The sequence below is a fragment of the Cryobacterium flavum genome (assembly GCF_900103805.1).
GTDB classification, from domain to species: domain Bacteria; phylum Actinomycetota; class Actinomycetes; order Actinomycetales; family Microbacteriaceae; genus Cryobacterium; species Cryobacterium flavum.
On sequence record NZ_FNIB01000002.1, the window covers coordinates 409,381 to 419,977 of the forward strand.

The 10,597-nt window shown below is 60.9% G+C and carries 10 protein-coding genes; 2 read left to right on the forward strand and 8 right to left on the reverse strand.

The features are described from left to right. Positions 1-53 precede the first annotated feature (53 nt). From BLS91_RS04235 to BLS91_RS04270, 8 genes are all read right to left on the reverse strand, one after another. The gene (locus BLS91_RS04235) at positions 54-896 is read right to left on the reverse strand and encodes a prepilin peptidase (RefSeq protein WP_092339463.1); all 843 of its coding nucleotides are present in this window, start codon (positions 894-896) and stop codon (positions 54-56) included. Further along, a complete protein-coding gene (locus BLS91_RS04240) occupies positions 889-2,346 on the reverse strand; it encodes a hypothetical protein (RefSeq protein ID WP_134505164.1) in 1,458 nt (485 codons plus the stop codon). The genes BLS91_RS04235 and BLS91_RS04240 overlap by 8 nt, the downstream gene beginning before the upstream one ends. A gap of 32 nt (positions 2,347-2,378) precedes the next feature. Beyond that, entirely contained in the window at positions 2,379-2,990 is a 612-nt protein-coding gene (locus tag BLS91_RS04245) for a hypothetical protein (protein ID WP_092339467.1), read from the reverse strand. Next, the gene (locus tag BLS91_RS04250) at positions 2,987-3,385 is read right to left on the reverse strand and encodes a type IV pilus modification PilV family protein (RefSeq protein ID WP_092339469.1); all 399 of its coding nucleotides are present in this window, start codon (positions 3,383-3,385) and stop codon (positions 2,987-2,989) included. The genes BLS91_RS04245 and BLS91_RS04250 overlap by 4 nt, the downstream gene beginning before the upstream one ends. An 83-nt stretch (positions 3,386-3,468) precedes the next feature. Continuing rightward, positions 3,469-3,894, reverse strand: coding sequence for a type IV pilin protein (locus BLS91_RS20925; RefSeq protein WP_092339471.1), 426 nt, complete (start codon positions 3,892-3,894; stop codon positions 3,469-3,471). Positions 3,895-4,049: 155 nt separating this feature from the next. Continuing rightward, a complete protein-coding gene (locus BLS91_RS04260) occupies positions 4,050-5,279 on the reverse strand; it encodes a type II secretion system F family protein (RefSeq protein WP_092339473.1) in 1,230 nt (409 codons plus the stop codon). Continuing rightward, the gene (locus tag BLS91_RS04265) at positions 5,280-6,458 is read right to left on the reverse strand and encodes a type IV pilus twitching motility protein PilT (protein ID WP_276326785.1); all 1,179 of its coding nucleotides are present in this window, start codon (positions 6,456-6,458) and stop codon (positions 5,280-5,282) included. It lies immediately after the preceding gene. Positions 6,459-6,590: 132 nt separating this feature from the next. After that, a complete protein-coding gene (locus BLS91_RS04270) occupies positions 6,591-8,312 on the reverse strand; it encodes a GspE/PulE family protein (RefSeq protein ID WP_092339524.1) in 1,722 nt (573 codons plus the stop codon). A gap of 374 nt (positions 8,313-8,686) precedes the next feature. On the opposite strand from BLS91_RS04270, the gene BLS91_RS19500 reads away from it, so the two are divergent. Both BLS91_RS19500 and BLS91_RS04280 read left to right on the forward strand, forming a co-directional pair. Next, a complete protein-coding gene (locus tag BLS91_RS19500; protein WP_139165807.1) occupies positions 8,687-9,034 on the forward strand; it encodes a hypothetical protein in 348 nt (115 codons plus the stop codon). After that, entirely contained in the window at positions 8,992-10,428 is a 1,437-nt protein-coding gene (locus BLS91_RS04280) for an integrase core domain-containing protein (RefSeq protein WP_092339477.1), read from the forward strand. The genes BLS91_RS19500 and BLS91_RS04280 overlap by 43 nt, the downstream gene beginning before the upstream one ends. Positions 10,429-10,597 lie beyond the last annotated feature (169 nt).

The window sequence follows — 10,597 nt, forward strand, 5'->3', positions numbered from 1 at the left end:
TTCGTAAACGGTGGTCGAGGAGCGGGTCGAATGGTCGTGGCGGCAGCTGACGGTTAAGCGAGGCCGTACAGGGTGAGGTAGCCGATGGATATCTGGTCGCCGAAGAATACGCCGATCCAGGCGCCCAGCAGCATCCACGGGCCGAACGGAATACTGCTGCGGCGCTTGGCCTTTCGGCTGAGGAGCAGAAGGAGTCCGAATACACCGCCGAGCAGAAAAGCGCCGAAAGCGCCCACGATGAGCGGCGCCCAGCCCAGATAACCCAGGTAGAGACCGAGCAGGCCGGCTAGTTTCACGTCGCCGAGGCCCATGCCGCCGGGGCTGATCAATGCCAAGGCCAGGTAGAGGCCGAACAGTGTTCCGGCCCCGATGAGGGCGGTGAGCAGGCGACCGGGCTCGCCGGCCACGAGGGCGGCTGCCCCGAGCAGTACCGCGGCCACCGGATACGCGGGCAGCAGAATGCGGTTCGGCAGGGTGCGCGTGTCGAGGTCGATCATGGCCAGGGCCACGCTGATCGCCGCCAGGTAGAGAAACGCCGCGAGCACGATGAGCTGAGTGGCCAGGGTGTTGGTGGCGGTCGTCACGGCCGCCCAGCCGAAATTTGCGGACGCGAACACCCAGAGAGCGACGACAGCGAAGAACACCGCGGTGCCGAGTTCGATCATGGGGTAGCGGGGCGGGATGAGTGCCTTACAGTCGCGGCATTCGCCGCGCAGCACGAACCAGCTCAAGACTGGAATATTGTCATACGGCCGAATGCGCGCACCGCAACTGCCACACGCACTCGGCGGGGAAACGATGGAGCGGCCAGCCGGTATGCGGTAGATTACCACGTTGAGAAGTGAGCCGATTACGGCGCCAAGAATACCGAAGATCCCAGCAACGGTGCTAGCCATTCAGGTCTCGAATCGACTCCCGCGCACCTAAGGCAGGCGTCCCTCCACCGGTCGATGTCGCGCCTGGAAAGCCGACCTCAGCGTAGGTGTAGACGCCGGATGTAGCCAGTTTCACGGTACCGCCCCAAATCTGACCACGCCACTGGGACGAAGTGGAAATGTTTACGTTGCACGGCGTATAAACCATCACATCAACATTGAAGTTGACTTTAAATGATTCGATTACCGAAAAATCCTCGGCCTTTGCGTTACATTTTGACTTGCTGTTTGGCGACTTGTCAGAGGTTACCAACCACAATTTGTGCTTCGAAGCAGCATCGATCTGAGCGCTGTTACGAAATTGAAAGTTGTCCGCGATAATTGCGATGTCACTGCCAAGATTCAGTATCCCCGTACCTGAGACGTCAACCCCATTCGCGCATTCAATGATCCCAGGAGCGCCAGTCAGCGCATCGGCAGCAGCTTGCAGGGCGGCCAGATCACAGATCCCTCCAAGAACGACCTTATTTTCAAAGTAGTTCCATGCCATATCCTTTTGGCTTTTATCGTTCACGAACGTGCCGATTGTCGATGAATACTTGTACTTTAGGTCGTACCATCCCGGTGCGGCGAGGCCGGAAACCGGTCCAGGTTTGGTCTGCGATGAATTTCCGATCAAACTGCCGAGAATACCGCTCGTTTCACCCGCCGTGAGACTTCCGCCGACGACCGTACCCGGACCAATCGCGGCAAGCCCTGAAACCCAGACATTGCCGCTAACCTGCGCGGTCGACGATGTGGTCAATCTGGCAGCAATCAGGCTTTGGTGGACAAGTGCGGATCCACCGATTGTGGCATTGCCCGATGCCCACACGTCTCCGAACAGACCGCAGGATTCTCCGAGGATGACGTCGCCCGCATGGACTATCAGATCCACGGTGTTTGCGCCCGAACTGATGCAACTGGCGTCACCCTGACGCACATAGATCGCAGCACCCGGTGCATGGATGGTCACGGACTCGATGATGGAAAAGCCGAGGTCAGCGTAGATCGCGATGCCGGCGCTCGGGCTGCTGCCCGATACGGCCACAGAGTAGACAGCCTCGACGCTGCGGGTGGTGCCCGCCGCTTTGCCACCGAGGCCGGCAGACCCTGCGGTACCCGTCGAAACCATCTTGACCTGTCCCATCGCCGCTGGGCAACCCTCTTCCCACACCGGAGCCCCGCTATCCAGATGCGAGAAAATCACCTCGAATTGAGGCGCAGACCTCCTGAGCCGGTTGTCTTCGACGAGGGGGCAACCAGTGCTGAGCTGGACCACTCCGGCAGCGATCCCCGCCTCGGCCGCAGCCTGCGCCTGCACGCCGGCGAGGACCGAGGTTGTCAGTCCGAGCGATTGCAACGAAGAAGAGGTTACGGTAAGGGTAACGATCACGAGCACGGCCATCACGCCAATCACAGCGATCAGCACGCTCCCGCGCTCGCCAGCGCCAGACTCCGGGATCACCCTGCGAAGCATGTTTGTCCTATCTCTAGCGTTCCTTGCGGTTTGATCGTCGTATCTACTCGGTCCGAAGTAGCTGAGCCGACTCCAAGGGACAACTCGACTTCGTCTCCGTTAAATCCGACGGTCGCCTCATTAATTAAGATCCTGTGATTGGTCCAACTGACAATCTCACTACTATTCGGAGCCTTCAATGGCGTCCCGGATGCGGTTTCCTTGGAGTAGACCGAGCCGTCGTGGAAGTACCATGCCTGGCATGTCCAAGTGAGGTCTGTGTTTCGCCCTGCCGTCTTCACAATTAATAGATCCTGGCCTCGAACTGTGATCTGGTTTGCATTGCGCACGTCGGCCCTAATCGCTTCAACGATCACCTGCGTCGTGTTGGTCGTCTGTACGGCTGAAACGAGCTCCCGTTCCGCGCGCAAAGTAGTGACCAGAAAACCGCCAACCAGGGTGAGGATCACCCCTGCCAGCGAAGTGTAGATAATCAACTCGACCAGCGACATACCGTCCTGGCCTGGCGCGCTTGCGGTTGCAAGCTTCTCGGCTTGGCCAACATTCAACCTTTGTGCCTCTGCACCACGGTACCGGGCCAAGAACCACGTGGTCACGGTGAAACCAGAATGAGCGTAACGACCTGAGCGAGCACACTGCGGTCTGTGCGATCGATGACGGTGCTGGTGTACTTCACCATCGCGGGAACACCCGTCGAGCATCCGTCGGCGAGTTCCCACTCTCCGGTAACGGCTAATTCATCGTGCACTGATGCGGTGCTTGCGGGAAGCGGATTACAGGTGACTGCCAGTGGTCGCGCCTGCTCCAGATCCGCGCTAAGTAGCTGAGTTGCCGTTGCGATCGACGCGTTGGACGCAGTGAGGTGCATAGCCTGCGTGAGCACCGGCAGGAATACCAGTGCCATAAGGCTGAGAAGAAACATCGACACGATGACTTCAACCAGGCCGAAGCCGTCGGAACGTCTGCTGGACTCAACGCCGAGCACAGTCATTCAACGTTCCTTTCACTTATTCATTCTGATATCTCCAGCACGAAGCGAGAGCGCCAAATTATCGACGCCCTCTACTCGAATTTCTAGCTCTTTTTAGCCGAGGTTGATTCCGTGATTGTGTGCTCGTTTGTGCCGGCTTGCCCGGCAGTGTCCACGTATGTTCCAGTCAGTAAGAATGCGTCCGGGGTGGCTGCAACGGGCGCAGCGGCTACAACGCTAATTTTCTCGCTGGCGGAGTACCCGGGAAGGGTTTCCAGTGCAGCTACGGCGGCGTCGACCGTTGAACCTTCAGCCACTGAGACGGAAATTGCGGCCTTCGCCTGCGCCAGTTGAGTAGCCACGGCGCTGTCCTTCGCGGAATCCTGCTGGCCGATGTAGATGGGAATTGCGATCGCGGAGAGAATGCCGAGGATGAGAACGACCACGAGGAGCTCGATGAGCGTGAAGCCCTTCTCCTTGTCGCCGAGGGCCTTGCGCTTGGCTAGGACGGTCGTGAAGAAGCGGTTCATGTGTGTGTTTCCTTTGAGTGATTCTGCAAGGAGTAAATCGGCGGAGTTACTCCGTTGTCAGCTTAGATTCAAGCCCCAGACCGAACCTTGTTTTTCGGGGGGCTGACTACCCCCACTGGGAGTGCAGCCCAAACGGGGGCTACTTGCCTCGCCGGCTATTTGACGTAGTCGAAAACACTGAACATGGGCAGGTACAGCGACACGACCATGCCACCGATGATCACGCCGATGACGGCGATCATGAGCGGCTCGATCAGTGCCGTGAGCTGCTCCGTGGTCGACTGCACCTCCTGGTCGTAGAAGTCGGCGATCTTGGTGAGCATCTGCTCGAGCACGCCGGCACCCTCTCCCACCGCGATCATCTGCGTGACCATGGCCGGAAACACCGGCTCGAGTGCGAGCGGGGTCGCCATTGAACGACCCTGGCTCACCGATTCCTGAACTTTGATCAGGGCGGACTCGATGACATAGTTTCCCGAGGTCTCCCCTACGATCTTGAGCGAGTTCAGAATGGGCACACCGGCACCGATCATCGTGGCGAAGTTGCGGCTGAAGCGAGCGATGGCGAGCTTGATAAGTAGCTTGCCAAACACCGGCAGTTTGAGCTTGAACGGGTCGAGTACCCGCCGCACGGCCAGGGTGTGCTTGTTCTTGCGCCACCAAACGGAGAACACGATGACGGCAATGAGCAGCACCGGGGCCACCCAGACCATGCCGTTGGAGAGCGCGACGAGCACCCGGGTGGCCGGCGGTAACTCGCCACCTAGATCAGCGAACATCTTCTCGAACACGGGAACGATGAAAATGAGCATGCCCACCACGGCGAGCACGGCCATGATCAGCACGATCACGGGGTAGGCGAGCGCGCTCTTGATGGTGTCGCGCAGCTTCACCTCGCTTTCGAAGTTGTCGGCAATGGAGTTGAGGGCGTCTTCGAGAAAACCACCGGACTCGCCCGCGCGCACCAGGCTGATCATGATCGGCGGAAACACCACGTCCTGCTTATCGAAGGCTTCGGAGAGCGACACGCCGGTTTCGACGTCGCTGCGAATGACAGCGATCACCTGGGCGAGCTGCTTGTTCTCGGTCTGCTCCGACAGAATATTGAGCGTGCGCAGCAACGACAGCCCCGCCGCGGTCATTGTCGCCATCTGACGGCTCATCACGGAGAGGTCGCTGAGTCCAATGTGCTTTTGAAACCCCGGAATGCTCAGATCTGCGTGAAGACCCGTGAGTTTATGGGCCGGCGTGATCGAAATGGGCGAGAGCCCCATGGTGCGCAGTTGCAGCAGCGCTGCCCGCTCCGACGCTGCGTCCATGCGGCCCTTGACCACGCGGTCGCGGGAGTCCCTGCTGGTGTAGCTGAAAGAGCTTTCGGTGGACATCTAGCGCCTTCCGGACGAGAACGAGTCATTGAAGTCAATTTCGCCGTTGCTCAGGCCGCCCACCGGGGTGTCCGGGGGATCAACCCTGTGCACGAGTTGCTTGAGCACGTCGACGTCCATGGCCTTCTCCTCTGCGGCCTGCCGAGTGATCTGGCCGGCCTCGACGAGTTCAGCGAGGTGCTGGTCCATGGTGTGCATGCCGAGGGTGCGCCCGGATTGCAGGGCTGAGGCAATCTGGTGGGTCTTGCCCTCCCGCACCAGGTTCGCGATGGCGGCGGTGGTCACCAGAATCTCGGTCGCGACCACACGCCCACCGCCGATCTTGCGCACGAGGGTCTGGCAGACCACCCCGCGCAGCGTCGCGGCGAGCTGCGCGCGCACTTGCGCCTGCTGGTGCGGTGGAAAAACGTCGATGATGCGGTCGATGGTCTGGGCAGCATCCTGAGTGTGCAGCGTGGAAAACACGAGGTGACCGGTCTGGGCGGCGGTCAAAGCCACCGAGATCGTCTCCAGGTCGCGCAACTCGCCGATCAGAATGACGTCGGGGTCTTGGCGCAGCACGTGTGTGAGAGCGGATGCGAAACTGTGCGTGTCCTGCCCCACCTCGCGTTGGCTGATCATGGATTTCTTGGCCTCATGAATGAACTCGATCGGGTCTTCCACCGTGACGATGTGGTCGTCCCTGGTGCGATTCACCAGGTCCACCATTGCGGCCAGCGTTGTGGTCTTGCCGGAGCCGGTGGGACCGGTGACCAGAACGAGGCCTCGCGGCAGGTGAGCGAACCGCGCCACCGATTCCGGAATGCCCAGCTCGGCCAATGATTTGATCTCATTGGGAATGAGCCGAAAGGCGCCCCCGACCGTGTTGCGCTGCTGGTAGAAATTGACTCGAAAACGCGTGCCCTCCACCGTGTGGGCGAAATCGAGCTCGAGTTCCTGGTCGAATTCTTCGCGCTGCTCCGGCGACAGAATGCTGTTGAGTGCGGAAGCGACCTTCTCCGGCGACCAACGATCCCACCCGGGAATCGGCCGCAGGGAACCGTCCACCCGGATGCTCGGCGGTGCACCGCCAGAAACGTGCAGGTCGCTCGCTCCCTCGTCCAGCACGAGACGGAGCGCCCGGAGCAGGTCGGCATCGGGCATGGGTGCGCTGAATTGGGCTGATGATTCGGAACGCATAAGCCTCCTCGAACGGATATCAACGGTGGAGGCGGGCGGGTCATCGGATTCCTGGACGGCATAACCGAGATCGGGCGATCTCACTGCGGGACCTGCGCGGTCCGTCGGGGGCGAACCGGGGCATCCCGGAAATTAGGAAACAACACGGAGCACCTCGTCGATCGAGGTCAGCCCGAGGGCGACCTTGGCCCAGCCGTCTTCACGCATGGTGATCATTCCCTGCTTGCGGGCGGCGGCTCCGATCTGCGCGCTCGAGGCGTGCGCCACGGTCAGCCGCTCGATCTCTTCGGACACCGTCATGACCTCGTGAATACCAAGCCGTCCACGGTAGCCGGTCTGCGAGCAACTCGAGCACCCGGTCGGCTTGTAGATGATCGTGCCCGTCGTGGTGGGGTCGATGGCCGGGCCGAGATCCGGCATGACCGTCGAACGGTTCGAGACGTAGCCCACCGTTGGGTTGACTACAAAACCCAGATAGGCCAGGTCGGTGCGCTCGTCGGGCACCTTGCAGCGGTCGCACAGACGCCGGGCCAGTCGCTGGGCCACAACGCAGTCCAGGGCCGACCCCACGAGAAAGGGCTCGATGCCCATTTCGATTAGTCGGGTCATAGCGCTCGGCGCGTCGTTGGTGTGCAGGGTCGACAGTACGAGGTGACCGGTGAGCGAGGCCTCGATGGCGATCTTCGCGGTCTCCTGGTCTCGAATCTCACCGAGCAGCACGACATCGGGGTCGGCGCGCAGAATGGAACGCAGCGCAACGGCGAAGGTGAGGCCCGCCTTGCGATTCACCTGCACCTGGTTGACCCCTTGCATGCGGTATTCCACCGGGTCTTCAACGGTGATGACGTTGATCTCCGGGCGATTGATGGCGTGCAGGGTCGTGTAGAGCGTGGTCGACTTGCCCGACCCGGTCGGGCCGGTGACCAGAATCATGCCGTACGGCTTGGTGTACGCCATCTCGTACTCGTTGAAGTTGTCGGTGAGCAGATTGAGGCCGTCCATGCTCATCGACGAGGTGGCGTTGTCGAGAATTCGCAGCACGACCTTCTCTCCCCACACCGTAGGCAGAACGGCGACGCGCAGGTCGACGGTGCGCCCGTTGTGGTGCACCGACATGCGGCCGTCCTGCGGTTTGCGACGCTCAGCGATGTCGAGGTCGCTCATGATCTTGATGCGCGAGATGACGCCACCGGCGATGGTCGACGGAGCTCGCTGCATCTCGTGCAGCACCCCGTCTATGCGGTAGCGCACGCGCACATCGTTCTCACCGGGTTCGATGTGGATGTCAGAGGCTTTGTCTTGAATGGCCTGGCTGACCAACAGGTTGACGAAGCGCACGATCGGAGCGGCGTCATCCGTTTCGTTGGGACCGGCAAACTCCTCGGGTTCTTCGCTGTCGGCGGTGAGAGTGGTGCTGAGGTCGATCAATTCGTTGTCGGCGCGGTGATAGCGGGCGATGGCCGCCTGCAGGTCGGACAGCTCGACGACAACCGGGCTGACCCGCATGCGCGCTGCCTCGCGCACGTCGTCGACGGCGAACACATCGCCGGGGTTGACCATGGCCACCACGAGGCGACCGTCTTCAAAGGCGATCGGCAAAACATTGGCCCGGTGGCAGACGGTGGCCGGCACTTTGGCCACGGCGAGCCGGTCAACCGGATAGTCCAGCAGCTCGACGAAGGGCAGGTTTTTCTGCTCGGCGCGTGCCCTGGCGAACTGCAGCTCGGTGATGGTGCCGGCCTCCACCAAGTTGCGCACGGCGGCTTCATCGGCGCGATCGCTCAACCGAACGGTGTCAAGTCCCTCCACCGGCAGCAGTCCGTGCACGATCAGAATTTCGGTCAGGCTGGTCACGTCTGCGCTGCTCCCCCGGTTCTCAGTCATCTCAATGCGCTCGTGTGGAAGCACACCGCAGTCACGGCACGAGACTGACTCTTTACGTTATCGCGGCGGGTAAAGGCTGAACCAGTTCCCGCCGATGGTACCCGTGCTTTTGTCGACCCCAGTTCAGGGGGAAACTTTGCCCATAATTGATGATTATGCCTCTACTGCGGCCGGGTTACGCCCCACGAAAGCGGGTGAACGGCTATTACAGGAGGGCCGAAGTGACCGTTTCCCGCACTTGGCTTTCAGAAGAAACTTTTGAACTTTCGTTTGTATTTGACTGAGATTTGCTCGTGTTTAGGGGCGATTTGGTCTATACTTGTGGTGAAGGAGGCACCGACGCCATGACCCTCACCGCCCCGCCCGCCACAGCCGGCTCGATGCCGCAGGGTTCTCGCGTTGAAGCGGTGGCTCAGGCCGGTGCCATTCTGGCAGCAGCGTTTGACGAGGTGCGGTTCGGTCACCTCGACGATGCTGAAGCTGTTGCGGTTCTCGCGGCGTTGGAGGGGCTCGGCCGCAAGGTCGATGGGGCCCAGTACCAATTAACCGCGCTGTCCTGTCTCAGCGCATCGTGGACACACGATCTCATGACATCGTGGACACGATGTCTCACAGCATCGGAGACACTTGCGCCGATGATAGTTAGGGAATGTCGAATTCTCTTTCACCCCAGACTCGTGCCGCGATCATGAATTACGATCCGACCCAGCCTCACGCGCTGTCGATTATCGGGTTCTGCCGCTCTCTGAAGATCTCTCGGAGCGTGTTCTACAAGATCCGCGGGCGAGCTCTCCACGAGGCTGCTGCTGCGCTGCACCCACGCTCCCGCGCCCCGAATGTCCCAGCCCGGCGTTATGGGCAGGTCGTCGTGAATGAGGTGGTGAAGATCCGCAAACAGCTCAAGACTGATGGCTGGGATTATGGTCCCCGCTCGATCTACTACGAAGCGGCCATGGATAGCGGGTTCCCTGGAGGGAAGGTCCCGTCGGTGGCGACGATCGCACGTCTTCTGGCCAGCGTTGGGCAGGTGGACGCGTCACCAAAGAAGCGACCGAAGTCGTCCTACATCCCGTTCGTGCGCGCGACGGCGATGTCGCTGTGGCAACTGGACGCGTTCGAGTACCGGCTGGCGAACGGGCAAACCGTCACGGTGTATCAACTGCTCGACGACGCAAGCCGATACGACGTGGGCTCCGACGCGTATTCGCGTCATGAGAACAGTGCTGATGCCAAGGACGTACTCGAACGGGCAATCGCTGCATGCGGGGCACCCCAGGAAGTGTTATCGGATAACTCGATGGCGTTCAACCAGCTGCGCGCAGGCACGATCGGCTCCGTGGAGATCTTTCTGGCATCGAAAGGCACCATGCCGATCAGCGGGCTGCCGGGCAAGCCCACCACACAGGGCAAGAATGAGCGCTCCCACCAGACGTTGATCCGTTTCCTCGACGCCGATCGGCCGGCCACTCTCGAGCATCTCCGTGTCCGGATCCAGCGTTTCCGGGAGCACTACAACAACCGCCGACCGCATCAAGCCCTCGAACAAGCTACGCCGCGGGCGGCGTGGGACTTGCTTGAGCACACGCCAGCGACCGGGCCGATCCCGCTGTCGGTATTGGAAGCGAAAGCCTCGGAGTACCGGTGGGCTCGCGCTCGACGACAGTCAGACCTTCACCGGGCGTCGTTGACGATCTCCAAGTCCGGGCAGGTTATGCCCGACGACAACGCACGGCCGCAAACAGCGGATCAGTCACTTGTGGAGGTCACCAAAGCCAACCGGCAGGTCTACTTTCAGGGCTACCAGGTCTCCCTGCCGACGACGTACGCCGACCGCACGTTCTACCGGACGATCACCGACGACGCGTTCTTGCTCACCGATCCCGTCACCGCTGAGATCGTGTTCTCATTCCCGCTGCCGATGGTTGCGCTGAACGTCCGGGGCCGATACGTTGCCTCATACTCCATCCAGGGCGTTGGAGTGGCCCACCCGACGAAGCCCTGGGAACGCAAGAACGCGGAATATCAGACACAGTTCGCCCAGCGTCAGATTGATCTCCCCGCAGTGCTCGGTGAGCCAGGACGGTAGATGTGCACGAAGCCATGAGACCCCGCGTCCACGAAGTACTGAGATCCACTGTCCACGATGTCACGCGATTACACACCAATTAACCGCGCACGCGCCACCACCGACATCGGTGTGCGCGCCGAGACCGACCTTGGCAACGGGTCGCTGGCGTACCGAAACGGATGCCGCA

What these genes read in the sequence shown, in the direction of transcription:
- BLS91_RS04235 (WP_092339463.1), bottom strand. Translation starts at nt 896, where the DNA reads ATGGCTAGCACCGTTGCTGGGATCTTCGGTATTCTTGGCGCCGTAATC.
- BLS91_RS04250 (WP_092339469.1), bottom strand. Translation starts at nt 3,385, where the DNA reads ATGACTGTGCTCGGCGTTGAGTCCAGCAGACGTTCCGACGGCTTCGGC.
- BLS91_RS20925 (WP_092339471.1), bottom strand. Translation starts at nt 3,894, where the DNA reads ATGAACCGCTTCTTCACGACCGTCCTAGCCAAGCGCAAGGCCCTCGGC.
- BLS91_RS04260 (WP_092339473.1), bottom strand. Translation starts at nt 5,279, where the DNA reads ATGTCCACCGAAAGCTCTTTCAGCTACACCAGCAGGGACTCCCGCGAC.
- BLS91_RS04265 (WP_276326785.1), bottom strand. Translation starts at nt 6,458, where the DNA reads ATGCGTTCCGAATCATCAGCCCAATTCAGCGCACCCATGCCCGATGCC.
- BLS91_RS19500 (WP_139165807.1), top strand. Translation starts at nt 8,687, where the DNA reads ATGACCCTCACCGCCCCGCCCGCCACAGCCGGCTCGATGCCGCAGGGT.
- BLS91_RS04280 (WP_092339477.1), top strand. Translation starts at nt 8,992, where the DNA reads ATGTCGAATTCTCTTTCACCCCAGACTCGTGCCGCGATCATGAATTAC.